Annotated in this window: 23 protein-coding genes and 1 pseudogene; 8 read left to right on the top strand and 16 right to left on the bottom strand. The window is 65.7% G+C overall.

Translation table 11 applies throughout. From position 1 onward, the window contains the following. Nucleotides 1-136 precede the first annotated feature (136 nt). Nucleotides 137-730: a TetR/AcrR family transcriptional regulator gene (locus AWC12_RS04095; RefSeq protein WP_011560588.1), complete on the top strand. Its 594-nt coding sequence runs from the start codon at nt 137-139 to the stop codon at nt 728-730. On the opposite strand, the pseudogene AWC12_RS04090 reads toward AWC12_RS04095, so the two are convergent. The 11 genes and pseudogenes from AWC12_RS04090 to AWC12_RS04035 form a co-directional block, all read right to left on the bottom strand. After that, nucleotides 727-2,452, bottom strand: a pseudogene (locus tag AWC12_RS04090) (acyclic terpene utilization AtuA family protein). The gene AWC12_RS04095 and the pseudogene AWC12_RS04090 sit on opposite strands and share 4 nt — an antisense overlap. Continuing rightward, nucleotides 2,449-3,261, bottom strand: a complete 813-nt coding sequence (locus tag AWC12_RS04085) for a TIGR03084 family metal-binding protein (RefSeq protein ID WP_011560590.1) — start codon at nt 3,259-3,261, stop codon at nt 2,449-2,451. Before AWC12_RS04085 ends, AWC12_RS04090 begins: the two are co-directional and overlap by 4 nt. A gap of 1 nt (nt 3,262) precedes the next feature. Then, nucleotides 3,263-4,030 carry an enoyl-CoA hydratase/isomerase family protein gene (locus AWC12_RS04080; protein WP_011560591.1) on the bottom strand — a complete coding sequence of 256 codons (768 nt, stop codon included), beginning with the start codon at nt 4,028-4,030 and terminating at the stop codon, nt 3,263-3,265. 43 nt (nt 4,031-4,073) lie between these two features. Then, on the bottom strand, nt 4,074-4,544 hold the full coding sequence (locus AWC12_RS04075) for a hotdog family protein (RefSeq protein WP_011560592.1): 471 nt from the start codon (nt 4,542-4,544) through the stop codon (nt 4,074-4,076). Next, nucleotides 4,541-5,032, bottom strand: coding sequence for an FAS1-like dehydratase domain-containing protein (locus AWC12_RS04070; RefSeq protein WP_017205330.1), 492 nt, complete (start codon nt 5,030-5,032; stop codon nt 4,541-4,543). The genes AWC12_RS04075 and AWC12_RS04070 overlap by 4 nt, the downstream gene beginning before the upstream one ends. A 32-nt stretch (nt 5,033-5,064) precedes the next feature. Then, nucleotides 5,065-5,490, bottom strand: a complete 426-nt coding sequence (locus AWC12_RS04065) for a dihydroxy-acid dehydratase (protein WP_011560594.1) — start codon at nt 5,488-5,490, stop codon at nt 5,065-5,067. After that, nucleotides 5,487-5,945 (bottom strand): FAS1-like dehydratase domain-containing protein, encoded by a 459-nt coding sequence (locus AWC12_RS04060; RefSeq protein WP_011560595.1) that lies wholly within the window; start codon nt 5,943-5,945, stop codon nt 5,487-5,489. The genes AWC12_RS04065 and AWC12_RS04060 overlap by 4 nt, the downstream gene beginning before the upstream one ends. After that, nucleotides 5,938-6,981, bottom strand: coding sequence for an LLM class flavin-dependent oxidoreductase (locus AWC12_RS04055; protein WP_014382413.1), 1,044 nt, complete (start codon nt 6,979-6,981; stop codon nt 5,938-5,940). The genes AWC12_RS04060 and AWC12_RS04055 overlap by 8 nt, the downstream gene beginning before the upstream one ends. Beyond that, a complete protein-coding gene (locus AWC12_RS04050; protein ID WP_011560597.1) occupies nt 6,978-7,415 on the bottom strand; it encodes a Zn-ribbon domain-containing OB-fold protein in 438 nt (145 codons plus the stop codon). Before AWC12_RS04050 ends, AWC12_RS04055 begins: the two co-directional genes overlap by 4 nt. Further along, a complete protein-coding gene (locus AWC12_RS04045; RefSeq protein WP_011560598.1) occupies nt 7,412-8,578 on the bottom strand; it encodes a thiolase family protein in 1,167 nt (388 codons plus the stop codon). The genes AWC12_RS04050 and AWC12_RS04045 overlap by 4 nt, the downstream gene beginning before the upstream one ends. Before the next feature lie 280 nt (nt 8,579-8,858). Further along, nucleotides 8,859-9,863: a helix-turn-helix domain-containing protein gene (locus tag AWC12_RS04035; protein ID WP_011560599.1), complete on the bottom strand. Its 1,005-nt coding sequence runs from the start codon at nt 9,861-9,863 to the stop codon at nt 8,859-8,861. A 114-nt stretch (nt 9,864-9,977) separates the two neighbouring features. Between AWC12_RS04035 and AWC12_RS04030 the strand changes: the two genes are divergently transcribed. Genes AWC12_RS04030 through AWC12_RS04020 form a run of 3 tightly spaced genes read left to right on the top strand, consistent with a single transcriptional unit; the run spans nt 9,978 to nt 12,913 of the window. Beyond that, a complete protein-coding gene (locus AWC12_RS04030) occupies nt 9,978-10,298 on the top strand; it encodes a 2Fe-2S iron-sulfur cluster-binding protein (RefSeq protein WP_011560600.1) in 321 nt (106 codons plus the stop codon). Nucleotides 10,299-10,328: 30 nt separating this feature from the next. Next, nucleotides 10,329-11,717 (top strand): cytochrome P450, encoded by a 1,389-nt coding sequence (locus tag AWC12_RS04025; RefSeq protein ID WP_011560601.1) that lies wholly within the window; start codon nt 10,329-10,331, stop codon nt 11,715-11,717. Beyond that, complete coding sequence (locus AWC12_RS04020; protein WP_011560602.1) at nt 11,714-12,913, top strand: NAD(P)/FAD-dependent oxidoreductase; 1,200 nt, start codon at nt 11,714-11,716, stop codon at nt 12,911-12,913. Before AWC12_RS04025 ends, AWC12_RS04020 begins: the two co-directional genes overlap by 4 nt. Nucleotides 12,914-12,929: 16 nt before the next feature. Here the strand turns inward: AWC12_RS04020 and AWC12_RS04015 are convergent, their stop codons facing one another. From AWC12_RS04015 to AWC12_RS04000, 4 genes are all read right to left on the bottom strand, one after another. Further along, nucleotides 12,930-13,511 carry a TetR/AcrR family transcriptional regulator gene (locus AWC12_RS04015; RefSeq protein ID WP_005110548.1) on the bottom strand — a complete coding sequence of 194 codons (582 nt, stop codon included), beginning with the start codon at nt 13,509-13,511 and terminating at the stop codon, nt 12,930-12,932. Between the two features lie 90 nt (nt 13,512-13,601). Next, nucleotides 13,602-14,513 (bottom strand): alpha/beta fold hydrolase, encoded by a 912-nt coding sequence (locus AWC12_RS04010; protein WP_011560604.1) that lies wholly within the window; start codon nt 14,511-14,513, stop codon nt 13,602-13,604. Continuing rightward, nucleotides 14,513-14,950 carry a PaaI family thioesterase gene (locus AWC12_RS04005; protein WP_011560605.1) on the bottom strand — a complete coding sequence of 146 codons (438 nt, stop codon included), beginning with the start codon at nt 14,948-14,950 and terminating at the stop codon, nt 14,513-14,515. The genes AWC12_RS04010 and AWC12_RS04005 overlap by 1 nt, the downstream gene beginning before the upstream one ends. 45 nt (nt 14,951-14,995) lie before the next feature. Next, the gene (locus AWC12_RS04000) at nt 14,996-15,649 is read right to left on the bottom strand and encodes a TetR/AcrR family transcriptional regulator (RefSeq protein ID WP_370474583.1); all 654 of its coding nucleotides are present in this window, start codon (nt 15,647-15,649) and stop codon (nt 14,996-14,998) included. Nucleotides 15,650-15,733: 84 nt separating this feature from the next. Between AWC12_RS04000 and AWC12_RS03995 the strand changes: the two genes are divergently transcribed. From AWC12_RS03995 to AWC12_RS03980, 4 genes are all read left to right on the top strand, one after another. Next, the gene (locus tag AWC12_RS03995; RefSeq protein ID WP_024445489.1) at nt 15,734-17,227 is read left to right on the top strand and encodes an acetyl-CoA acetyltransferase; all 1,494 of its coding nucleotides are present in this window, start codon (nt 15,734-15,736) and stop codon (nt 17,225-17,227) included. Then, nucleotides 17,224-18,324, top strand: coding sequence for a zinc-dependent alcohol dehydrogenase (locus AWC12_RS03990; protein WP_017205332.1), 1,101 nt, complete (start codon nt 17,224-17,226; stop codon nt 18,322-18,324). Before AWC12_RS03995 ends, AWC12_RS03990 begins: the two co-directional genes overlap by 4 nt. Nucleotides 18,325-18,359: 35 nt before the next feature. Beyond that, nucleotides 18,360-18,938, top strand: a complete 579-nt coding sequence (locus tag AWC12_RS03985) for a carboxymuconolactone decarboxylase family protein (protein ID WP_014382408.1) — start codon at nt 18,360-18,362, stop codon at nt 18,936-18,938. A 138-nt stretch (nt 18,939-19,076) separates the two neighbouring features. Continuing rightward, nucleotides 19,077-20,393, top strand: coding sequence for an acyltransferase family protein (locus tag AWC12_RS03980; RefSeq protein WP_085172552.1), 1,317 nt, complete (start codon nt 19,077-19,079; stop codon nt 20,391-20,393). Here the strand turns inward: AWC12_RS03980 and AWC12_RS03975 are convergent. Further along, nucleotides 20,372-24,319 carry a bifunctional nitrate reductase/sulfite reductase flavoprotein subunit alpha gene (locus AWC12_RS03975; protein WP_085172550.1) on the bottom strand — a complete coding sequence of 1,316 codons (3,948 nt, stop codon included), beginning with the start codon at nt 24,317-24,319 and terminating at the stop codon, nt 20,372-20,374. The two genes, AWC12_RS03980 and AWC12_RS03975, sit on opposite strands and share 22 nt — an antisense overlap. Nucleotides 24,320-24,322 lie beyond the last annotated feature (3 nt).

Here is a 24,322-nt window from a genome sequence, read left to right as displayed (position 1 = left end):
TAGCGGTTTCGTTCACCTCCCTTGATTTGGTGCGGCGGGTGCCGACGCAGGCAACCCCAGCGCCGGTAGGATCCCAGCCCGGCCCAGCGGATCGGACGGCGAACAACGTAACCACAAATCGACAGGAGGCCTGAAAGTGGCCGGTTTGCGCCGCAAACTGCTCCTCGAGGCCGCCGCCGACCTGTTCGCGCGGCAAGGCTTTCACGCCGTGGGCATCGACGACATCGGTGCCGCAGCAGGGGTGAGCGGGCCGGCCGTCTACCGGCACTTTCAGAACAAGGACGCGATCCTGCGCGAGTTATGCGACGCCGCCATGACTGAGCTGCTGGCCGGCGCCCGGCGCGCCACCAACGCCGGCACACCGACGGAGGTCCTGCACGCCCTTGTCGACCTACACGCGGCCTTCGGCGCGCGACGACGCGGCCTGTTGGCCGTCTACGCCCGCGAGCACCGCTCGCTGTCGCCGCTGGCGACCCGTGCCCTGCGACGCCGACAGCACAGGTACGAGTCCTTCTGGGTCGACGCGCTCGTACGAGCACGGGGCGATCTGGACCGTGAGCGCGCACAGGGCCTGGTCGCCGCCGTGCTGTCATTGCTCAACGCGTCCGCGTACATGCCGGCGTCGCTGGACGACGCGACGATTGAGGCGATGCTGGCCGCCGCGGCCGTTGCGGCGCTGTTCAGCCGCGCGGTTACACAGCAGGTAGACGGCGCCCCGCACCGGATTTAGTGTGTGTCGAGCAGCGATTCGGGAACGTCCACCACTCGGGATCGCACGTACTCCCCGAGCCCCTTGGCCTGCGCGTCCGGCCGGGTCGAGGAGGCCACCCCGTCACCGAGCAAGCCGTGCACCACCACGTTGAGCGCGCGCAGGTTCGGCAGTTCGAAGCGCTCGATGCGCAGGTGCGCCGTCTCCGGCCCGAGCAGTGTGCGCAGCCGCTCGACGCTCAGGTACTCGCGCGCCCACGCGTAACCGGGGTCGTCGCGTGCCCACAGTCCGAGGTTGGCGTTGCCGCCCTTATCTCCGGACCGCGCACCGAGTACCGACCCGAGCGGCGCGAGCCGCGTCGGCCCGGATGGCGCCGGCAGCTTCGCGGGCGGGGCGATCCCAGCCGGCGGGACCGCACCGGTCGGCGGGTCAGGGATCACGTGCCGATTGCCGTCGGCGTCGACGAGCACGTGCGTGAGGGCCGAGCGCGGAACGTAGGCCGGCCGGTAGACGCCGAACGCGGTCTCCGAGGACGGTGGCGTGGTGGTGTGGAAGCCGGCGAAACCAGCCAGGGCGATCTCCATGACCCCGCCGGAGAAGGCTCGGCCCACCTTTCGCGGGTCGGCGTCCTTCACCGTCACACGCAGGTGCGCGCAGGCTTGCTCGTTCGTCGGCGCATCGGAGACGTCGAAACGCAACAGTCGCACGTCGACTTCGTCGAAGGCGTCGCGTCCGCCGAGAACGTCGAAGAGCTGCTGTTCGGCGAAGGCCGCCTTGGCCTCGATGTCGAGGCCGGTGAGCACCATGGTCATCGTGTTGCGGAAGCCGCCCACCTCGTTCAGCGCCACCTTCAACGTGTCCGGCGGCGGACTGCCTTTCGTACCGCTGATCGCGACACGGTGCTCACCCTGTTGAGCCAGGCGAATGGTGTCGAAGTGGGCGACGACGTCGGGGCCGAGGTAGGCAGGTTCAGCGATCTCGTAGAGCAGCTGGGCGGTGACCGTGCCGACTGAGACCAGTCCCCCGGTGCCGGGATGCTTCGTGATCACCGAAGAGCCGTCCTCGGCGACCTCGGCGATCGGAAACCCCCGGGTAGCGGCGGTCGGTGATCTCGTCGAGGAACGCGTAGTTGCCGCCCGTCGCCTGAGGGCCGCACTCGATCACGTGCCCGGCGACGACCGCACCCGCGAGCCGATCCCAGTCGGCGCGTGCCCAGGCGTGCCACCAGGCCGCGGGACCGACCACGAGGGATGCGTCGGTGACCCGGCCGGTCACGACGACGTCGGCGCCCGAATGCAGCGCCTCGGTGATGCCCCGGGCGCCGAGGTAGGCGTTGGCCGACACCGGTTTGATGTCGCCGACGGGCGGCGTGATTGCGTGGAGGTCGCCACGTAGGTCGTCGCCCTCGACGTGCGCGACGCGCGCGGTGAGGCCGAGACGTGCGGACAGCTCGCGCAACGCGGCGGCCAAGCCGGCGGGATTCAGCCCGCCCGCGTTCGCGACGACCTTGATGCCACGATCGAGACAGGTGCCCAGCACCTGTTCCATTTGGGTGAGGAAAGTCCGCGCGTACCCGCCGGACGGGTCTTTGGCCTGGGCCTTGGCCAGGATGAGCATGGTCAGCTCGGCCAGATAGTCACCGCACAGGACGTCGATCGGTCCGCCCTCGACCATCTCGCGGGCTGCGGCGATGCGGTCGCCGTAAAAGCCGGAGCAGTTGCCGATGCGGACCGGGACGCTCACCGCTGACCCCCTGCGAACTGGCCCGCCACGCGCCCGCCGCCAGGGGGCCCCGCGAAGGCCTGGGCGATCGCGAGCCACTGGTCGGCCAGCGGTCCGTCGGCGACCAAAGCGGTGTCGTCGCGGTGGCGGCGTTGGGTCACCAACAGGCAAAAGTCCAGCGCCGGCCCGCTCACGCGGTTGGCGGCGTCGGCTGGCCCCCACGTCCAGACGCTGCCGTCCGGAGCGGTCAGCTCGACGCGTACCGGGTCCGCGGGGAGGTCCAGACCGTTGGCCAGGTAGCTGAAAGCGCGCGCACCCACCCCGATGTGGGCCACGTGCCGCAGCCGTGCCGTGGCCTCGCGGGTCGCGCCGAGCGCGTCGACGATGTCCTGGCCGTGCGCCCAGGTCTCCATGAGTCGCGCTGTCAGCGACGAGACCGCGCTCATCGTCGGCCCGAACCACGGCAGGCGGGTCGCCGGGGCAATGTCCGCGAACGCCGCAACGAGGGCTGCACGCGACGTGTCGAACCACGCGAGCAGGTCGGCAGCCGGCATTTGACGGTAGCGCTCAGCGATGACGTCGGGTGAGATGCTTCCGTCGGCCATCATCGGCAGGTAGTCGCTGCTGAAACCGTCGGGGTCGGTGGCCGAGCGCACCGCCACGTCGTCGAAGAACGCCAGATGGCTGATCTGGTCGCGGATCGCCCAGCCCACGGCCGGAGTCGGCGCGTCCCAGCCGCGCGGACCTTCGGGCAGCGGTGCGATGAGTTCGCGCAACGCGGCCGTTTCGGCTTCGATGTCGGCGATTACCGACTGCATGGTCACCGCCATGTCAGCGTCCCTTCCACTGTGGTGCGCGCTTCTCGCGGAACGCCGTCGGGCCTTCCTGCGCGTCGTCGCTCAGATAGACCGGCTCCCATATCTCGTCGGCCAGGTCGTAGGCGGCGGCGAGGTGGTGCTGTGCCGAGAGGTACACGGTGCGCTTGGACGCAAGCACCGATAGCGGTGCGTTCGCGGCGATGCTGAGCGCCAACTGCCGGGTACGCTCGCGCAACTGATCGGCCGGCACCACCTCATTGACTAAGCCGACCTGGTGGGCGCGCTCGGCGGTGATCGGGTCGCCGGTCAGCAGGATCTGCATGGCAACGCGTGGGGGCACCAGCCACGATAGCGGTGCCGCCCACGGCGACCCGCGGCCGACTTTGACCTCGCTGACGGCGAAGGTCGCGTGTTCGGCAGCCACGACCAGGTCGCACTGCTGCGCGAGCAGGAAGCCCCCGGCGAACGCGACACCGTTGACGGCCGCGATCGTCGGCTTCGCGACATCGATGTTGCGGCCGAACTGCGGAGCGAAGTCCTTCGGGGGCACCTTGAGCGCGTTCTGCGCCATCTCCTTCAAGTCCCCGCCGGCGCAGAACGCCTTATCGCCCACGCCGGTGAGGACGAGCACCTTCGCCGCGTCGTCGTCATTGAAGCGGCGTACCGCGTCGAAAAGCCCCGTGCGCACAGCGTTGTTCAGCGCGTTGCGCGCCTCGGGCCGGTTGATCGTCAGCCAGGCCACGCTGTCGACGACCTCGTAGCGAACCGGTTGCTCGGCCACCGAGCCTCCGTCCCTCACCGTCGCCTCGCATGTGAGTGGCAGCTCACCCCGGCACCTCGACAAACGGGTCGGCCAGCTCAACGGTGGCTTCACTCGGCACGCACGGACCATCTTCGCTCGAGACGAGCAACTCGAGGTCGACGAGGCGCCGTCCGCCATCGTCGCGTTTGGCCACGACCTTGCCGCTCAGGGTTGCGGTCTGGCCCGGATAGATCGACCGGATCATTGAGATTCTGCGGCGCCGGATGAGCGCGTCGGGTCCGGCCCATTCGTTGAGGCCGCGGTCGATGAAGCCATGGAAGAAGAGGGTTGACAGGTAGATCGTGCGCTGGCCCTGGCTGCGCGCGTAGTCGGGGTCGTGGTGACCGGGGAACCAGTCCCATGTCGAAGCCGCGTTCATGCAGATGCGCTTGTAGCTGATCTCGATCGAGACGGGCGTCAGGGTGTCGCCGACGGCGATGTCCTCGAACCGCACGGGGACGCGGACCATGCTGCGCTCGGTGGAGTCGTTCATGATGCGCCTTCACTATCGGCGGTGTCGTATCGGAAGAGCACGTTGGTGTTGCGGCCGATGACCTCACCGTGCTGGTCGGAGAAGGTGCTCACCGTGGTGATGAACACACCGGTGCCCACCCGCGTCGTCTTGGGCTCGGAGATCGAGGCGATCTCCTCCACGATCGACACGTGATCGCCTACCCGGGGCCGGCGTTCGAACTCCGTCGTCGTCGAGGCGTTGATGATGTGGTGGCCCGGCAACGGGACGCTGAGCGCGAACATCATGTCGGCACGCGCTAGGTACCCGGGCACCCACTGCGGCGCGAAGCCGAGGCTCATCAGCAGCCCGGGCGGGCAGTCCTCACCCTCCCAGTAACGGGGGTTCGCGTCCTCGACGAGCGAGCAGTAGTACAACACCATCGAGCGGTCGATCGGGAACCACGCATGCCGCGGTTCGGAGCGATGACCGACCCACGCCCGGCCTTCGTCGAAGGTCCCGAACGTCATCCCGAGGCCGGTGACGTCGCTCGTTGGCGCGCTCACCGGGTCACCTGCACGACGGCGCTCCCCTTTATCGCGGGTTCGCCGGTCTGGCGCGTGACCACGAGTTCGAGGTCTGCCACCTGCTGCCCTCCGGCCTCGCGCACGCCGGTGACCCTGCCGCCGAAGCTGAGCAGGTCACCGGGCCATACCTGACCGGTGAACCGGATGCGGAACGAGCGGATGTTGGCCAGCCCCACCCAGGCGGTCAGCCGCTGCGCGAGCACACCGCCGTGCAGCAGTCCCATGCCGAACACACCGGGCATGCCGGCCGCGCGGGCGAACTCTTCGTCGTGGTGGATCGGGTTGAAGTCGCCGCCGGAGCCGGCGTAGCGAACGATGTGCGAGCGCGTCAGCGGGCCGAACTGTGAGGTCGGCATCTCGTCGCCGATGGCCAACGCCACCGGCGCGGGGGATGTCGTCATTGGGTGGAGCCTCCGGTTTCGATCAAGACGTCGGTCTGGCGCACGACGAGTTCGTCGCGCTGGTTGGTGAAGTCGGTCTCGATCGTCACGATTGTCATGATGCCGCCGCGCTTCCCCTCGCGGCTGGTCACGTTCGACACCCGACGAGTCTCGGTGAGCTCGTCGCCGACGAACACCGGCGCGAAATACTCCCAGCCGCACTCACCGTGCAGTACGCGTCGCAGGTCGAGCCCGAGGGCGCCGAACATGTCGTCGTCGGCGCGCCAGTGAGCCGAGGAGACGACGAAGGTCGGAGGAGCGGGGATCGCGCCGAAGCCGGCGGCGCGGGCGGCCGCGACGTCCTGGTAGATCGGGTCGCGGTCGCCGAGCGAAAGTGCGAACTCGCGCACTTTGGACCGGTCGACGGGAAACGTGGTCCTCCCGAGTTGCGTCCCGATGAGCGATGCGTCAGCCACTCTGGTCACCTTTCCCGCCGGCGAAGGCCGGCGCACAATCGCGAATGAGGCTGCCGAGGTTCTCGGCGATGCGCTCGGGCGCGAGACCAATCGAGGGTGAGTAGAGAACGATGTGGTCCAGCACGCCCTCGTAGCGGCGCAGCCCTTCTCGGACCTCGGCGGCGGTGCCGGCCACCGCCATCGCGTCGATCATGTCGTCGGTGACCGCGGCGAACATGGCCGGCAGGTCACGCCGTGCGAACGCGTCGCGGATGGCCGCTGCCTGCCTGGCGAAACCGCTGACGTCGAGCACGTGCTCGTAGGTCTTCACCGAGGAGTAGAACGCGATCTGCTGCGCGGCCTCACGACGTGCGATCTGTGGGTCGTCGTGCACCGCGCAGATGACCATCGAGACGATCTCAATGTCGGCGGGATCGCGTCCGGCCCGCTCCGCACCGCGCACGACGGCTGGGCGGGCGACCTCCTCGACGTAAGTCGTGGTGAACAGCGGATGACCAGCCAACCCGTCGGCTACGCGCCCTGCCACCTCGCACATCCGCGGACGCACGCCCGCGGTGATGATCGGGATCGCTCGCTTCGGCGGCGCGACGTCGCCGGTTGGGACGAGATTCATCCGGTAGAAGCGCCCCTCATGGCGCACGGGGCCCTCGTGCAGGTTCCAGATCCGACGCACGAGCGGGACCAGCTCCTCCATGCGCAGAGCGGGAGCGGAGGTGTCCTCCACGCCGTGCCAGTCGCTCATCATGCGGCGTGTACCGTTGCCGAGCCCGAGTACGACGCGCCCGCCTGAAAGCTCGTCGAGGTCACGCGCCTCGGTGGCGAGCACGAGCGGGCTGCGCCCGACGCCATACAGGATCGACGACCCGATGCGGCAGCGCTTTGTGCGCGCGGCCATCGCGGCCATCGAGATCGAGCCGGAGCGCGAGTAGAACTCCGAGGCCCAGGCGGCGTCGAAGCCGGCGAGGTCGGTAGCCTCGGCGGTCTCGACAAGGGTGGCCAAGTCCGCGCCGAGCACCGAGACCCCGTACGTGGTCACGACGCCGCCAGCCTGAATCGGACCAGCCCAAGGTCCTCGTTCACCCGCTCGAACACTGCGCGCACTCTCGCCCCGATCGCAACTTCATCTGGGGCCACGCCCTCGAGACTGGCCAACAACTGCGGCCCCTCGTCCAGACGAACGAGCACGACGACGTACGGCTCGCTGCGCGGGAACGAGTCCCACGGGGGGCGGTACACCGGCGCGAAACTGACGATCTCACCAGTACCCGCCGCGGTCTCCCAGGCCAACTCACCGTCATGGCAGACGGGACACACCAGCCGCGGGTAGAGGAAAGGGTGGTCGTTCGCGCACCGCTGGAAGACGAGTACACCGCGGGCCGCTGCTGCGAAGTAGGGACGGTTGACATCGGTCAGCGGCGGCAGCGCCTCAGGATCGTGCAGACCGTCGAGAGAACTCGAAGCTGCGGTCATGACGCTCCCTCCATCACCATGCTGACGTGACTGCACAGCATCGAGCCGTAGCTGTGCACGAACGCGGTATCCGCCCCGGGCACCTGACGGCCCTCGGCGCGACCGGACAACTGCCAGTAACCCTCAAGGATCTGCGAAATGCCAGAGGAGGTCCCGGTGTGCCCGAACCGGATTAGGCCGCCGTCGGTGTTCACCGGAAGGTCGCCCCCCGGATCGGCGCAGCCGTCACGGTAGAAATCGCCTGCCCCACCGGGCTTCACGAAACCCGCCTCCTCAAGGATCATCGCCGGGTTGGAGGCGAAGGCGTCGTAGAGCAAAGCGATGTCGACGTCGGCCGGCGCCCGTCCGGAGCGCTCAAAGGCCATCGGACCCGAACGGGCGGCCCCGGTACGACCCGGCCGGGCCAGCGAGGTCAGAAAACCGTGGGTGTGACCCTCTCCAAAGCCCAGCAAATGCACCGGCCGGTGCTTGCCCGCGCGAGCCCGGCGGGCCGAGCCCAGCACCAGCGCGCCACCGCCCTCGCAGGGAATCGAGCAGTGGTAGAAGTGGAACGGCCCGGCGATCGGCCGGGACGCCAGCACGTCCTCCACAGTCAGGCGTTGAGCGCCGTGCGCGATAGCCGCGGGGTTCAGTGCGGCCCAACGGTCCTGCGACACGGTGACCTCGGCGATGTCCGCCTTGCCCTGTCCCGTCTCGTGCATCCAGGCCTGCGCGATCAAACCGTAGAGCGCCGGCACGGACGGTCCATAGGGCATCTCGAACGCGTGGTCACACACCAGCGCCATCAGTTCGCGCCCGCCATCGCGGATCGGTGGAAACTTGCCCGCCGACACGACCAGCACCGTCTCGGCCTCGCCCCGGGCGATGACGTTACTCGCCATGCGCGTCATGGCGAGATGGGTCCCGCCGCCAAGCTGACAGGTCATCTGAAGTTTCAGATTGTGCAGCCCGAGATAGTCCATGAGGTCCTCGGACAGGAAGATCGAACCCTCGTTCGTCATCGGCCCGGCGCACACCAGACCGTCGACCTCGTCTGGGACCACCCCTGCGTCGGCGAGAGCCGCGACCGCGGCGCGCACATGCAATTCAGTGGAGGTGTACGGAACGTTTCTCCCTGGAGCGAGTTCGGCGGCACCGATGATGGCCGGCTGGTCGTGTGGCATCCGGACTCCTCTCGACCACGCGTCCAACGCCGGTCCCGACGTGAACGACGGTTAGCATAGCGTGCCTAGAGGTCCGCGTCACCCCCGCCCGCACCCGCCGCTAGCGCGGTATGGATTCTCTGGAATGTCCTTGCGCCTCTTCCCAAGAGGGTGCTGCGATGACCGAAACCCGCGCCGATCGTGTCGTTTCTCGACGATGTCCAGGTGACAGATGAGGCCGATCGTGAAGCCCGCTGGTTCCGATGGTCGCCCGGCACACGCCGGGGCGGATCTATAGCCCTCAGTCGCGCGTTTTTCTGAAGTGGCGCGGTGAACGACCGGTCCACCGTTTGAAGGCATGTGTGAAGTTCGTGAGCTCCGCGTACCCGAGTTCTGCCGCGATCTCGCTTACAGACAACGATCTGTCGAGAAGTCGCAGAATTGCTCGCTCCCGCAAGAACGACTGACGCAATTCGCGAAAGGTGGTCCCCTCTTCGCGGAGGCGCCGCTTCAACGTGCTCGGGGATATCGAAAGCTCGCCCGCCGTCCGGCTGATGTTCGTTTTTCCGGGATCTTTTTCGAGCAGGTCCCTTACTTTTTCGGAGACCGACGTGTCACGTCGTTGATCGAGAGTTCGCTGCAAATCGGTGACGGCAATCCGGTACGCCACAGGATCGGAGAATCGACAGACCTCCTCGAGCGAAGCCGCGGGAACGTGGACGAACGAGCTGGGGGCGTCGAAGAAGATCCGACCCGCCAACACTTCGTCATGAAGAACCCACGACTCCGGCGCTGAATGACTTAAATGCAGTTCAATATTCGGTACGGCACCCGCGAGCATGTCGAGCAGACGCAACAGCGCCAGCCCACCGTAGGTGACGGCCAGGCAGTTCAGGCCCGCGTCACCGGTGCGACCGGTGAGCCCGATCGTGAGGCCGCGTTCCGTCGAATGGAACGTCGGGCTGAGGGCTGTGGTGATCACCGGCAGATAAGCAAGCAACTCGACAACCTCGGCTACCGAGCCCGCGCTGACCAAGGGAACACTGAGTGCCCCAAAGGACGTCAGTTTGGCGTGTTCAGCGAACGCGAAACCCAGACGGGTTCCCTGATCACAATCGAAATCGGAATATATCTCCCTGAACCACCGTAAGGGGACCTGCGCGTCGCGACCCACCAACATCGACTCGGTAACGTGCTCGCGAACCATGATGCTGCGGAGCGCAATGCTGGCGTCATGCCCCAGCGCCTCACTGTCCAGCATCTGCAGGAAAGCCAGCGCTGGCATACCCGAGTCGTCGAGTTTCACGTGCCTCCCTGCGCGTGAGCTAAAAACACAACTTTTTGACTCCTGCGAGCCTAGCGACGCTGGTCACGCGCGACAACGCTAAATAGAGGAGTTCCAAATTGAGGAGAGTTAATCATGGCAGTCGTCACCTTCGTCTCTCACGACGGCGAGAAGTACGAAGCCCCCTTGGCCGAAGGGCAGTCCTTGATGCAGGTTGCGGTCAACAACGCGGTGCCCGGCATCGACGGCGATTGTGGAGGGGAAGCCGCATGCGGAACGTGCCACGTGATCGTCGCTCCCGAGTGGTCGGACACGGTGGGACTCTGCGGCGCCAACGAAGAGGAGATGCTCGCGATGAACCCCGAGCGTCAGCGGACGTCGAGGCTGTCTTGCCAGATGTCCGCCTCCGAGGCATGGGATGGCTTGACGGTCGAGCTACCTGAGTTCCAGCTCTGAAACAACGTCATGGATTTGGAGGAAACAATAATGAGTATTCCCGCGGCAGTGGCCGCCAAAGCCCAGTCTGCCGTGCCTCTGGAGCTGCAAATCCGCGGCGCACACCTCTACGACAAGACACGCCGGTGGGTAACCGGAACCAATGGTAAGAAGATCTTCACCGAGACGCCCATTCCTCCGGTCGAGGACGTTGATATCGCCGACATCGATCTCAGCAACCCGTTCCTCTACCGCCAAGGCCGCTGGAAGTCCTACTTCGAACGCGTGCGCAACGAGGCGCCGGTGCACTACCAGGCTCACAGTGCGTTCGGCCCGTTCTGGTCGGTGACCCGCCACGCGGACATCATCGCCGTCGACAAGAACCACGAGGCTTTCTCCGCAGAGCCGTTCATCATCATCGGGAGACCGCCCCGCTTCATGGACATCGCCATGTTCATCGCGATGGATCCGCCACAACACGACTTGCAGCGCGCTTCCGTCCAAGGGGTTGTCGCGCCGAAGAACCTGCGCGAGATGGAGGGGCTGATCCGCTCGCGTGTCCAGGAAGTGCTGGACGATCTACCGGTGGATCAGCCGTTCAATTGGGTGCACCACGTCTCCATCGAACTGACAGCGCGCATGCTCGCGACCCTGCTGGACTTCCCGTACGAGCAGCGGCACAAGCTCGTGGAATGGTCGGACCTCGCCACCTCCATGGAGCAAGCCAATGGTGGTCCTTCCGACAACGACAGAGTGTTTCGTGGCATGGTCGACATGGCGAAGGGTCTCAGCGCTCTCTGGCATGACAAGGCGGCCCGTACCGCCAACGGGGAGCGACCGGGCTTCGATCTGATCACGATGCTGCAGGCCAACGAGGACACTAAGGATCTCATCGACCGCCCGATGGAATTCCTCGGCAATTTGGTACTGCTGATCGTCGGGGGAAACGACACGACTCGCAACTCGATGAGCGGAGGGGTTCTCGCCTTGAACCAGTTCCCCGATCAGTTCGAGAAGTTGAAGGCGAACCCTGACCTGATTCCCAACATGGTATCCGAGATCATTCGCTGGCAGACCCCGTTGGCGTACATGCGCCGAGTCGCGAAAAAAGACATCATGTTGAACGGGCAATTCATCCGCAAGGGCGACAAGGTCGTGATGTGGTACGCCTCTGGTAACCGCGATGAGCGTGTCTTCGAGCGGGCCGATGAGTTGATCATCGATAGGAGCAACGCCCGCAATCACATCTCGTTCGGGTTCGGCGTGCACAGGTGCATGGGAAACCGACTTGCTGAGTTGCAGCTTCGAATCCTGTGGGAGGAATTGCTCCCTCGCTTTGAGAACATCGAGGTGGTCGGCGAACCCGAGTATGTGCAATCGAATTTCGTCAGGGGTATCAGCAAGCTGATGGTTCGCCTCACTCCCAGGCCAAGTGCGTGACTCCCGAACGAGCGGTGATCGTCGGCGCGAGCCACGCCGGCGCGCAGTTGGCAGCTAATCTTCGAAGGGAGGGGTGGTCTGGGGAGGTCGTGCTCATCGGCGACGAGGGGGGACTGCCCTACCACCGGCCTCCGTTGTCGAAGGGATACCTGGCCGGCAAGAACGGCCTCGACGACCTCCTGATTCGCGGCGCTGATTTCTACGAAAAGCAGCACATTCGACTCTTGAATGCGACCGTGGAGGCGATCCACCGGAGTGCCAAGCGTGTGTCTCTGAGCACCGGCGACACGCTGACGTACACCAAGCTCGCGTTGTGCACCGGCGCAAGGGCCAGACGACTCCCCACACCAGGGGTGGATCTTCCCGGAATTCACTACCTGCGTACCGCTGCAGACGTCGAGTTGATCCGTGCCGCCGCTACACCGGGTCGGAGGGTTGTGATCGTGGGCGGCGGTTACATCGGGTTGGAAACGGCGGCCTCGCTGTGTTCGCTCGGCATGAACGTCACCGTCCTCGAGGCAACCGAGCGTGTACTCGAACGGGTCACCGCGCCGGAGGTTTCCGCGTTTTACACCCGAATCCACAACGGCGAGGGAGTGGAGATCCGAACACACGCTCTCGTCGAAGCCTTCTCCGGCAACGGCAGAGTGCAGGAGGTCGTGCTGGCAGGCGGCGAACCGATCCCCGCCGACTTGGTCATCGTCGGCGTCGGTGTGGTGCCGAACACCGAGCTCGCCTCGGCCGCAGGATTATCCGTCGACAACGGCATCGTGATCGACGACCAGGCCCGCACCAGCGACCCCGACATCGTGGCCGCCGGCGACTGCACCAGCCACACCATGGCTCGATACGGCTCGCGTATTCGTTTGGAATCCGTATCGAGCGCCGGCGAGCAGGCCAAGATCGCTGCGGCGACAATCTGCGGAAAACACAGCGCAATCGCTGCGCTTCCGTGGTTCTGGTCCGACCAGTACGATCTCAAACTCCAGATCGCCGGTCTCAACACCGGATACGACGAAGTGGTCTTCAGCGGCGACCCGTCGCGTGACCGTGACTTCAGCTGCTTCTACTTCCGCGATCGTGAACTCATCGCCGCCGACTGCGTCAACCGTCCTCGCGATTTCATGTTCAGTAAGCGGGCCATCAGCCAGCAGCTCCGAGTTGACCGCTCAGAGCTCCTCGCCGGCTCGATCTGACACGAGAGCTTGCTAGTTACAAACTGTGGACAACTCCCAGGTACCTGAGTGCTACGCGGGAGATCCGCTCACCGGTGGTGGCGATGTCCGCGGCTGGGAGTACAACATGACTCACTGTCAGTCGCACCAGAACATCTGCGACCTCCTCAACGTCTTCGGGATCGAGATCGTCGAAGTGGTCGTTAAACCACGTGATCAGAGCCGCGGAGCAGAGCTGAAGCAGGGAAGCCGACGTCGGCAGAAGAGGTAGGACTCCAGTAGACGACGAGCCACCGCGATCATTCCCCGAAGGGTTGGACGTCAGAACTGCCTTGAGGAGCGGGCTGTCTTCTGCTTCACAGAGGGTGAATTGCACCGCTGCGGTGATGCCGCCCCGCACGTCGCCCACGTGTTCGGCAAGGACGGCAAGAATGCCTTCCATAAAGCGCTGGCCCTCCGACACCACAAGCGCGTCGCCGAGCCCCTGTTTGTCGCCGAACTCTTTGTACAACGTCGGGCGGGAGACGCCGACCGATTCGGCAACCTCGCTCATCCGGACCTGATCCCAGCCCTTCTCGATGGCGAGTTCTCGTGTCGCCCTCAAAACCTTTTCGCGCACATGCCGGCGGAAAGACACCCGCGCTGGTTCAGTTGGCATAGGAGCAGGATAGGCGCCAGCCCTACATGGGCAGTCAACCGACAGCAGGGTTCATGTGGTCCTGTCGAGGAATTCGACGACCGCCGTCGAGAATGCGTCGTTGTTGTCGCCGGCAATCATGTGTCCCGCGCCCGATACGTCAACGGTTTGCGCGTGCGGAACGACGGTCAGGAAATGCTTTACTGTCTCTTCGGAGACCATGTCAGATAGTAGGCCCCGGACCAGCAGCGTTGGCGCGGACACCTGCCTCGCACCATCAAGAAGGAACGCGCTCATCATGTCGAAGTCTTTAGCGCCTTCGTCTGGATCACCCTGCAGGAACTGGAAATTCGACGTCACGAAAGCTGGATCCCATCGCCAGGCCCAGCGACCGTCTTCGCGACGGGCGAGGACTTTTCGGAGGCCGTCGAGGTTTTCGGGGCGAGGGCGGTGCGGGTTGTAGGCGGCGATCACGTCAGCGGCCGACTCTAGGCTGTCGAAACCTTCGGGGTGTGCCGACATGAACGCTACGACTCGTCGGGCGCCTTCCATCTCCATTCGCGGAGTGACGTCAACCAGGACGACGGCCTGCCATAGGTCCGGCGGGGCGAGCAAGTGTGTTCCGAGAATGGTCAAGCCGCCCAGAGAGGCGCCGATCGCGGCGACGGGGCGGCCGGAATCGGCGTATGAGCGCACGGCCAATAGGTCGGATCCAAGCCGGTCCCCGTCGTAGCGTCCGTCGGGGTCCCAGTCGCTGTCCCCGTGTCCCCTGGTGTCGTACGCGGCCACCGTGTAGCCCCGCTGGTGCAGGCGTTGGGCGGTGACGTCCCAGGCGTGTCGGCTTTGACCTCCGCCGTGAAGGAGCAACACGACCGCCCGCGGCGCATCACAGCGGTAGAGGTCGACCGCCAGCGTCAGCCCGTCCGCCGTGGGCACGCGCTCGACCACAGGAGCCGACGAATCGCCTGTTCTCTTTGCCGACATCAGGAGCTCGTCTTCGGTGCGACGACGGTGACGGTTCCCTGGGCCGCACACACCGCTCTGCCGTCGTTGCAGATGTCGATACGCGCCACACCGCTGGTTCTGCCCAGCGAGATGATCTCGGCTGTGGCTACACAGGTGCCGCTAGAGACCGGACGAAGCAGATTCAGTTTGAACTCCGTTGTCGCGACCCAAGATCCCAGTGGAATCACGGGATAAAACACCACTCCGAGGCAGTGGTCGACCATGGCCGATAAGCAGCCCCCATGCAGGTTCCCGAAAGGCGTCTTCAGGTCGTCGCGTGCGTCCATCTCCGCGACGAGCCGTCCCGCAGTGAATTCGGTGTGACGGAAGCCGAGGTAACCGGCCAACCCGCCCGTGGTTTCTGCTGCGCTCTTTAGTTGCTCAGCGACCTGTTCGTTGAACGTGGTGAATTGCACAGGCCCTCCTACCTCATCTGCCGTCGAGACATTACGCCATAGATGTCACATCGGTCGAGCGTGGTCACCCGCCAGGATCGCCGGAAGGAGAAACCTCGACAGAAACGCCCGGAGTCCGTCACGACTGCGCTCCCGCGGCCCTCGAACAGTCAGCAGGCTCAATATCGTGCGGACAACCCACTCGGCGGCGTCGTCGACGGAGACGCCCGGTTCCACGCAACTCCAGTGTCTGGTGAAGATGGGACGCAGAAATTCGGTGACGATTTCGAAGAGGGACGTCGAGGTCCCCGCCGCGAGACCCACGCCGGCGAGTTCCTCGTCGCTGCCGAACAACAATCCGATGATCTCTTCGCGGCGCGCGGCCTCAACCGTGTATTCCACGAAATCGACGAGCGCGGAGCCCAGGTCGGCGTGCGCCGCGATCCGCGGGCTGATGCGGTCGAGATAGCGCTCGGCGGCGCGAATGATGACACCCGACATCACCGCCTCCCGACTGGGGAAGTAGCGATACACCGTTGCCCTGGACACACCCGCTGTTCTGCCGATGTCCTCCATGGTCGTGCCCACCACACCGCAACTCTCGAGGCACCGCTCGGCAGCATCGAGCAACCGGTCGCGAGCGGACCCACGATCTGTCGGCGCGGCGGCGCCCCATCTCAACAACCTCGTCGACACACAGCCAGTATGCCGCGAGCGCACACCATTGTGACTTGCCCACGCACATGACACCATCGCAGTTATGTCTCAAGTCAGCCCCGTGGCCCTGAGCGGATGCCGATGCCGATGTTGGTAGAAGCGCGTACCCCGGTTGTCGTCGGCGTGGGCGAAGTTACCCATCGCGGGAACGACTTCGTGGACCCGATCGACTTGGCGGTAGAAGCCGCACGCCGCGCGGTCAAAGACGCAAGTCGCCCGGTCGAGCGGCGCATCGACACCGTCGCGACTCCGGGCATCCTGGTCATACCGCGCGACAATCCCGCCAGCAGGATCGCCGAAGCGATGCACATCAGTCCCGCCCGCCGCATCAGCTGTCCCGTCGGCGGAAACACCCCGCAGTATCTCGTCGAAGTGTTGGGTGGCGAAATAGGCGAAGGCCGTGCAGATGTCGTCCTGGTCGTCGGGGCGGAGAGTGGGCATTCCGCACGCAAGCTTCAGGGCGGGGCACTTCTCGACTCGCCGCCCCCACCCCGCTCCGACGACGAATCCCTGGGCGACGCCCGCCCCGGGCTGAGTCAAGCCGAATTGTCGGTGGGTCTGAGTTGGCCGCACGAGGTGTATCCCATCTTCGAGTCCGCGATCGCCGCGCGCCACGGCCGCGACTTCGATGCTCAACGGGAGTGGCTGGGCACGCTGATGGCCCCGTTCACAGCCGAGGCGGCACGCCATCCGGAACAGGCCTGGTTCCCACGCGCACGAAGTGCCACCGAACTCAGCGAAGTCACCGCGGAAAACCGCATGGTCTGCTTGCCCTATCCCAAGCTGCTCAACAGCATCATGTCCGTCGACATGGCTGCCGCCTTCATTCTCATGGCGGCCGAGGTGGCGGACGAATTAGGCGTCGCGCGCGATCGTTGGGTCTTTCCCTGGTCAGCAGCGACTTGCAACGACGTGTACTTCCCCGTGGAACGGCCGGACCTCAGCCGCTCATCGGGTATCGAGGTAGCGGCACGGAAGGCTCTCGATGCGGGCCGGTTGACCACCGACGACATCCGGTGGTTCGACCTCTACTCCTGCTTCCCGTCGGCAATTGAGATGGCTGCCGAGGCTCTCGACTTGGACCCCCTCGACGACAGAGGCCTCACAGTAACCGGAGGCCTGCCTTATCACGGCGGTCCCGGAAACAATTACGTCAGCCACTCGATCGTGGAGATGGTCCGACGGTGCCGACGCGACCCAACCGATGCCGGACTCGTCACCGGCCTCGGGTGGTATTCGACGAAGCATTCGGTCGGTGTGTGGTCGGCCACCCCGCCACCAGCCGGGTGGCGACTGCTCGACACGGCGGTCGAACAAGCTCAAATCGATTCATCGCGGCTGGCCGTCGCAGGCGCCGACGAGGCGACCGGTTGCGCGACAGTCGACGGATACACCGTCGTCTACGACCGAGACGGCCAACCTCGATGGACTCCGATCATCGCGCACCTGTCCGACGGGCAAAGAGTCGTCGCACGCAGCGACGATCCGCAGATCGCCGAGGCGATGGGCGCGGAAATGTACGTAGGTAAAACGGTGTGCCTCCGAAACACAGGGTCGTTCACCGGGTTCGAGCTTCCATGATCGCCGAGGCGATGGTGCTGACCGGACCGCGGAGTCTGCAGCGGCGCCAGATGACCATCCCCGACGTCGGCGACCGGGGTGCGATCCTGCGAGTTGAAGCATGCGGTCTGTGCGGAACAGATCACGAACAATTCACCGGACACCTGCCTGCCGGCTTCTCATTCGTTCCAGGGCACGAAATCGTCGGCATCGTCGAACATGTTGGCGCTGCGGCTGGCCAACGCTGGGGTGTACAAGCCGGCCAGCGCGTGGCCGTTGAGGTGTTCCGGTCCTGCCGAGACTGCCCCGAGTGCCGCCGCGGCGAATACCGGCGGTGCGCGGTGAACGGCATCGCCACCATGTTCGGGTTTGTCGACGTGGAGGTCGGCGCGGGCTTATGGGGCGGATACGCCACCCATGTGGAGCTTCCGTGGGACGCGATGCTGCTCCCGATTGCCGAAGACATGGACCCCGTTCTCGCCACGTTGTTCAACCCTCTCGGGGCCGGTATCCAGTGGGGGGCGACTCTTCCCGACACCAAGGCCGGGGACGTCGTAGCGATCCTGGGGCCCGGCATCCGCGGAATCTGTGCGGCGGTGGCGGCCAAAGAGGCGGGAGCCGCGTTCGTCGCGATGACCGGCGTAGGCCCACGCGACGAACAACGACTGGCCATAGCCAGATCATTCGGTGTCGACCTGCCCATCGATGTATCGCAGGACGATGCAGTGACCGCGCTCCAGCGTGAGACAGGCGGACGGCTTGCCGACGTGGTCGTCGACGTCACCGCTAAAGCACCCTCCGCGTTCGCCGATGCCGTCGGCCTTGCCAGGCCCGGCGGCACAATTGTGGTGGCCGGCACCCGTGGAGGAGGCGGCACGCCCCGGTTTGAACCAGACTTGTTGGTCTATAAAGAATTACACGTCGTAGGCGCACTCGGCGTGGAGTATCCCGCCCACCGGGCAGCCCTCGAGATTCTCGCCCTGGGCCGCTGGCCGTTCGACCGGATCACCAGAGAATCAACCGGATTCGCTGGGCTCGCGCAGCTGCTCACTTCGCTTGCAGATGAAAGTGCCCGATCAAGTGGGGCGCTGCACAACGTCTTTTTGCCCACGCCCTAACGGCGTGGGCAGAGGTTCAACAGAGAGGGCCACCCGTGACCATGGCGGAACGCGTACCGATGCTCGACCGTGAGCAGGCCCAGCTGCGAGCTGCCGAATGTGGGTTGCCCGAAGAGTTGGCAGACCTGTCGGTATTCCGCGTGGCACTTCATCAGCCGCGTGTGGCGGTTGCGCTGTATGGGCTGCTAGACGCGTTACTCTTCCGCGGTTCCCTTGACGCGCGGCTACGCGAGCTGGTCATCATGCGCATCGGCTGGATTACTGGCTCCGAATACGAATGGACTCAACATTGGCGAATCGCCACACTGCTCGGCGTGCCTGAGCATGATCTCCTGGCGGTGCGCGACTGGCAGAATTCCGAAAGCCTCGGGCCAGTCGAGCGTGCGGTCCTCGCAGCGACCGATGATGTGGTACGCGACGGGGTCATCTCCGAGGAAAACTGGGCTGGGTGCCAGAAGGCATTCAATAGCGATCACGCCGTTTTGGTCGAACTTGTCGGAGCAATCGCCAATTGGCGGCTCTTTTCGATCCTGCTTCGATCTCTGAATATTCCGCTTGAGTCCGGTACCGACGGCTGGCCGCCCGATGGGCGAGCTCCTCAGGGTTGCGATTGAGCGAAAAACGTGGACCGGTGCTTGACCGAAGCGGTCAGCGCCCCAATCGCCAGACCACGACCCGTGTCGTAGACGGACAAGTCCCCCCTCGGACACTCTTTCTCCACCTACCGCGTCCGCGGCGACGTGGGCCCCAGAATGGGGTTGATGAACGCCACGGGAGCACCCCCTCGCGAGATCGCGCTCGACCTGTATCGGTCCGCCGCGGTGATGCTCGTCGTCATCGGGCACTGGCTGCTGTCGGTCATGACGTACCGCGACGGTGAGTTCGGCCGCGACAATCCGCTCGAGCTGATGCCGTGGACGCAGTGGCTTACGTGGGGCTTCCAGGTGGTTCCGGTGTTCTTCGCGGTCGCGGGGTATGCCAGCGCGGTCTCGTGGAGCCGCCACGACCCGGCCACCTCGCGTCAGGAGTGGATCCGGCGCCGGGTGGCCCGCACGCTCGGCCCCACCGCGGTCTACGCCGGCTTCGTCCTCGTCGTGATGGGCGCGTTGCATCTTGCCGGCATCGACGGGTCGGTACTCGAGCTCGGCGGCTGGGCGGTGGCGATGCACCTGTGGTTCCTGGCCGTGTACCTGATGGTCGTCACGCTGACACCAATCGCCGTTGCGGCACATCAGCGCTGGGGGCTCGCGGCACCTGCGGTGCTGGCCCTCTGTCTTGTCGTCGTCGACCTGGTGGGCATCAGCACAGGCCATCAGGAAATCCGGATGGCGAATTACTTCTTCTGCTGGGCTGCCATCTACCAACTCGGGATAGCTTGGCACGGCGGGCTTCTCGGTCGCCGCCTACTACTCGGAATGGCCGCGCTGGCGGCGGCCGCGTTGCCGATGCTCGTCAGGTGGGGACCGTACCCGATCGCGATGATCGGCGTGCCGGGTGACCGCGTGGAGAATTCCGCTCCCCCGTCGCTTGCGCTGCTGGCGCTGGCGACGGTACAGATCGGCGTGCTGTTCGCGATCGTCCCGCTGCTGAATCGTGCTCTCACACGCGGTCTTTGGCTGCGGATCATCGGAGTCGCCAACAACAATGTGATGGCGCTGTATCTGTGGCACATGCTGCCGGTGATCGTCGTGACGGTCGTCGCGTACCCGGCGGGCCTGTTGCCGCAACCCACGTTGGGCTCAGGCGCCTGGTGGTTGGCGCGCCTCGAGTGGGAAGTCGTGCTGGCTGTCGTCACGGCAGCACTGCTGTGCCTGCTGTTCTGGCAGCGACGCATCTTCGCCGCGTCGCTACCGACGTTCGTCGTTCCCGTACCCGCGCCTGTGGCCGAGGCGATGCTCTACGCGGGGACCGCGGCATGCGCGCTGGCGCTGAGCCTGTTGTCCGCGAACGGCTTCGCGCCGGGCGGCAGATTCCCGGCCGCCACAGTGGTGATGTTCGTGATCGGCGCACTGCTGGTGTCGGCCCGCCCTCGGGTGATGTCGGCGGATCAGTACACGTCGCGCACGTAGCGCTTCTCGGCGACCATCTCACGCTTGTAGTCGCGGGCGGCGTCCGCGCTCATCCTGCCGTGAGTGCGGAGGATGTCGGTGAGGGCGGCGTCGACGTCGCGCGCCATCCTGGTGGCATCTCCGCACACGTAGAAGTGGGCGCCGTCGTCGAGCCAGCGCCACACGTCGGCCCCGTAGTCCAGCATCTTGTGCTGCACGTAGACGCGCTTGGATTGATCACGGGAGAACGCGAGGTCGAGCCGGTTCAGGAAACCGTCGTCGACCATGTCCTGCAGGTCTTCCCGATAGTAGAAGTTCTGCGCCCGATGCTGGTCACCGAAGAACAGCCAGTTGGGTCCGCGGTGCCCGAGCGCCCGGCGCTCCTGCAGGAATCCGCGGAACGGTGCGATACCGGTGCCGGGTCCCACCATGATCATCGGTGTGGCAGGGTCTTCCGGCGGACGGAAGTGCGGGGACCGCTGCAGGAACACCGGCACCGCGGTGCCGTCAGGAAGGTCGGCCAGATACGTCGAGACGACACCACCTCTCGGACCGCCGTCGGGTCCTCGGTAGCGCACGATCGACACGGTCAGCTGCACCTCGTTCGGGCTCACCAGCGGACTCGAGGAGATCGAGTACTGGCGCGGGGTGAGCCGCACCAGCACTTCCTGCCAGAGTTCGGCGTCGGCACGGACGGGAAATTCGCGGACCAGATCGAGCCCATTACGGTTCACGAGCCACGTATCGAGTGCCTTGCGATCCTTGCGCAATTTCTTGGCGGTACCGGAGTCCGGGCAGTGCTCGGCGACGAACGTGACAAGGTTCGACGTCACCTTGCAGATGTCGTAGTTCCACGTCAGCGCTTCACGCAGGGAGATCTGCGTACCGTCGACGAGCACGGCTTCTGAACCGCTGAATCCCGTTGCCGCCAGCCAGCTCTCCACGGCGAAACTCGAATTGACCGCGCATACTCCCAGTGAGTCGCCGACGGAGTAGGTGACGTCGTGGCCGCTGATGTCGAAACCGAACTGTCGCACCTCTTTGGCGGCGTCCTGCGGGGTGAGGCGGATGTTGCGGCACAGCGGAGCGTCGATGGGCTTGGCGCGGGTGAACCGTGCGGGCTCGACCGGTGTCGCCGGTTCGCGCACGGATGCAAGCGACGGCGCGGCAACCAGATCGGCGACGGATTCGGCCCACCGGGTCATCGGTTCGTCGTCGTAGGCCTCGCAGTCCGCCCGGTCAAGCATTCGGGTCGCTCCGAGGTCGGCGAGCCGGGCATCCAGCGATTTCGCGTGGCCGCAGAAGTTGTCGTAGGACCGGTCGCCGATGCCGAGCACCGAGTACCGCACCCCGTCAAGTGACGGCGCCTCCGGCGATTCGAGGCGTTCCCAGAAAGCCGCGCCGTTGTCCGGCGGCCCGCCGTCGCCGAATGTACTTGTGATGATGACGATTTCGCCGGCGTCGGTGAGATCGGCGAGGTCTACGTCGTCCATCGCCCGCAGGCGGGCCCCGGAGATACGTTCTCCCAGCCTGCCCGCGAACTCCTCGGCATTGCCCGTCTGCGAGGCCCACAGCACCAACGGCCCGGTCTCCGGTGCAGGCACGGGGTCGTCGAGCCTGGAATACCGCCCGGCGAGCAGGCCGTCGATCCACAGCCGGGCCCGGGCGCCGACGGGAGCGCTCGCAGGGAGGACGGGCACGCCGGGACGTCCCTCGTCGATTCCGGCCAGAAATCCGGCCAGATAGAGCCTTTCGTCCTCGGTCAGCTCCGGTTCGCTCGACGTCACCGGAACCGGGGTCATCCGTACCGCGCACACCTTGAACTCCGGCTGCAGCGAATCTGGGTCGACAGCGTCGTTGGTGAGCGCGTTGATCGTGAGGTTCTCTCCGTGCTCGTCGTTCCAGTGGAACGGCACCCAGGTGTTGCCGGGACGTACCCGGTCGGTGACGACGGCAGGCAGTACGGCACGGCCGCGCCGGGTGACCAGCTCGACCTCCACCCCTTCCGAAATCTTCAGTGCTGCAGCGTCGTCAGGGTGAACTTCGACGAACGGACCCGGGTTGAGCTTGTTCAGCTTGGCGACCTTGCCGGTCTTGGTCATGGTGTGCCACTGGTGCTGGAGGCGGCCGGTGTTGAGGATAATCGGGTAGTCCTCGTCGGGCAGTTCGGCGGCGTCCATGTGCGGGCGGGCATGGAACACCGCGCGCCGCGACGGCGTCGCGAACCTCAACCGGGGTGTGCGTCCGGCGGCATCGGTGAAGAGGTCCTGCGAGACACCGTCGTTGAGGTAGCGGATCGGGTTGCGGTCGGGCTGTTCGGCCGAGGCGCACGGCCACTGCACCGGCGTCTCACGCAGCCGCTCATAGGTGACACCGCGCAGGTCGTACCCGGTCGTGGGATTGTGGAACCGGCGGATCTCGTCGAAGATCTGCTCGCTCGACTTGTAGTCGAAGTCGTCGCCGAATCCGAGGTGACGGGCCACCCCGCAGATCAGCTCCCAATCCGGCCGGGCGTCACCGGCGGGCGGGACAGATTGCTGCAACAGGGTGAGGGTGCGGTCGGAGTTGACCATCACGGCATCGGTTTCCGCCCACAGCGTGGCAGGCAGCATGATGTCGGCGTACCTGTTGGTGGCCGTATCGGCGTAGGTGTCCTGCGTGATGACCAGCTCGGCGGCCTCAAGGCCGGCGATCACTGCAGCCCTGTTGGCCACGCTGGCAACAGGATTGGTGCAGATGATCCAGGCGGCCTTGATGTCGCCGTCAGCCATCCGGCGGAACATCTCGATGGTTCCCGGGCCGACGTCGGCGCGGATGGTGCCGGGTTCGAGATTCCACTGGGTTTCCACGAACGCGCGGTCATCGGCCGAGAGCACCACACGCTGGCCGGGCAGACCCGGCCCCATGTAGCCCATCTCGCGCCCGCCCATGGCGTTGGGTTGGCCCGTCAGGGACATCGGGCCGCTGCCCGGCCGGCAGATCGCGCCGGTGGCAAGGTGCAGGTTGCAGATCGCATTGGTGTTCCACGTGCCGTGGGTGCTCTGGTTGAGGCCCATCGTCCAGCACGACATCCAGTTCCCCGCCTCGGCGATCATGTCGGCGGCGGTGCGGATATCGGCCTCAAGAAGTCCGGTGACGGCGGCGACACGGTGGGGTGGGTAGTCGGCGAGGAATTCCGGCATCGCCTCCCAGCCCTGGGTGTGCTCGGCGATGAACGCGTCGTCGAGCGCGTCCTTTTCCACCAACAGATGCAGGATGCCGTTGAGCAGCGCGAGATCGGTGCCCGGCCGGATCGGCAGATAGAGATCGGCCTTGTCGGCGGTGGCGGTTCTGCGCGGGTCCACGACGATCAGCTTCGCGCCCGCCTTGAGCCGGTCGGCCATCCGCAGGTACAGGATCGGGTGGCAATCGGCCATGTTCGAGCCGATGACGAAAAACAGGTCGGTGCAATCGAAGTCGGCGTAGGACCCCGGTGGGCCGTCGGATCCCAGCGACTGCTTGAAGCCGGTGCCCGCGCTGGCCATGCACAGCCGCGAGTTCGACTCGATGTGAACGGTGCGCAGGAACCCCTTGGCCAGCTTGGTCGCCAGATATTGCGCCTCGATCGACATCTGTCCCGAGACGTACAGCGCCACCGCGTCGGGGCCGTGCTCGTCGCGGATCGCACGCAGTCGCGCTCCCGCCTCGGCGAGTGCGTCGTCGACGTCGACCGCCATCGGATCCGCGTCGCGGGAGGGCCGCAGCAGCGCCGTGGTGAGCCTGCCGTCGGTGGCGGCCATCATCTCGGCATGGGTCGCACCCTTGGTGCACAGGCGCCCGGAGTTGGTGGGGTGCAGCTTGTCTCCGGAGACCCTGGCGATGACAGGGACACCCGAAGCGGGGTCGGTGCGGGTCTCCACCGAGATTCCGCACCCGACCCCGCAGTAGGAGCAGGCGGTTCGTGTCACCGG

This window comes from Mycolicibacterium iranicum, from assembly GCF_002101705.1.
Taxonomy (GTDB): Bacteria; Actinomycetota; Actinomycetes; order Mycobacteriales; family Mycobacteriaceae; genus Mycobacterium; species Mycobacterium iranicum.
The sequence above is the reverse complement of the archived record's forward strand: the minus strand, read 5'-3'. Positions and strand labels throughout refer to the sequence as shown.

What these genes read in the sequence shown, in the direction of transcription:
- AWC12_RS03995 (WP_024445489.1), top strand. Translation starts at nt 15,734, where the DNA reads ATGTTGGTAGAAGCGCGTACCCCGGTTGTCGTCGGCGTGGGCGAAGTT.
- AWC12_RS04085 (WP_011560590.1), bottom strand. Translation starts at nt 3,261, where the DNA reads ATGGCGGTGACCATGCAGTCGGTAATCGCCGACATCGAAGCCGAAACG.
- AWC12_RS04065 (WP_011560594.1), bottom strand. Translation starts at nt 5,490, where the DNA reads ATGACGACATCCCCCGCGCCGGTGGCGTTGGCCATCGGCGACGAGATG.
- AWC12_RS03990 (WP_017205332.1), top strand. Translation starts at nt 17,224, where the DNA reads ATGATCGCCGAGGCGATGGTGCTGACCGGACCGCGGAGTCTGCAGCGG.
- AWC12_RS04050 (WP_011560597.1), bottom strand. Translation starts at nt 7,415, where the DNA reads ATGACCGCAGCTTCGAGTTCTCTCGACGGTCTGCACGATCCTGAGGCG.
- AWC12_RS04030 (WP_011560600.1), top strand. Translation starts at nt 9,978, where the DNA reads ATGGCAGTCGTCACCTTCGTCTCTCACGACGGCGAGAAGTACGAAGCC.
- AWC12_RS04070 (WP_017205330.1), bottom strand. Translation starts at nt 5,032, where the DNA reads ATGACGTTCGGGACCTTCGACGAAGGCCGGGCGTGGGTCGGTCATCGC.
- AWC12_RS04025 (WP_011560601.1), top strand. Translation starts at nt 10,329, where the DNA reads ATGAGTATTCCCGCGGCAGTGGCCGCCAAAGCCCAGTCTGCCGTGCCT.
- AWC12_RS04010 (WP_011560604.1), bottom strand. Translation starts at nt 14,513, where the DNA reads ATGTCGGCAAAGAGAACAGGCGATTCGTCGGCTCCTGTGGTCGAGCGC.
- AWC12_RS03980 (WP_085172552.1), top strand. Translation starts at nt 19,077, where the DNA reads ATGGGGTTGATGAACGCCACGGGAGCACCCCCTCGCGAGATCGCGCTC.
- AWC12_RS04075 (WP_011560592.1), bottom strand. Translation starts at nt 4,544, where the DNA reads ATGAACGACTCCACCGAGCGCAGCATGGTCCGCGTCCCCGTGCGGTTC.
- AWC12_RS04045 (WP_011560598.1), bottom strand. Translation starts at nt 8,578, where the DNA reads ATGCCACACGACCAGCCGGCCATCATCGGTGCCGCCGAACTCGCTCCA.